A 216-nucleotide genomic window follows, 5' to 3' on the forward strand; every position below is an offset into this window, starting at 1 on the left:
TCTTACTTGGCACAGCAGTCTGTAGGCACGACAAACCTATCGTTTAACTTTAGCGCGGGTGCTGCTCAGACATTGGCGGTAACAGTGAGCGATACAACGCCGCAAAACAGCCAATTGAGCCAAACGACAGCAGCCTTTGATAAAGAAACAGCTGCGCAAGCGGATATAGCTGTAACGCTGACGCTGAACGGTAACACGCTTAGTACCCTTACAAAT

General features: G+C 49.1%; 1 protein-coding gene. It reads left to right on the forward strand.

Annotated elements, in window-relative coordinates:
- Positions 1-216 (forward strand): X2-like carbohydrate binding domain-containing protein (locus tag FGT79_RS30885; RefSeq protein WP_138756602.1); only part of this gene is annotated, 216 nt, incomplete at both ends.

It is taken from the genome of Paenibacillus sinopodophylli, from assembly GCF_005930355.1.
Classification (GTDB): domain Bacteria; phylum Bacillota; class Bacilli; order Paenibacillales; family Paenibacillaceae; genus Pristimantibacillus; species Pristimantibacillus sinopodophylli.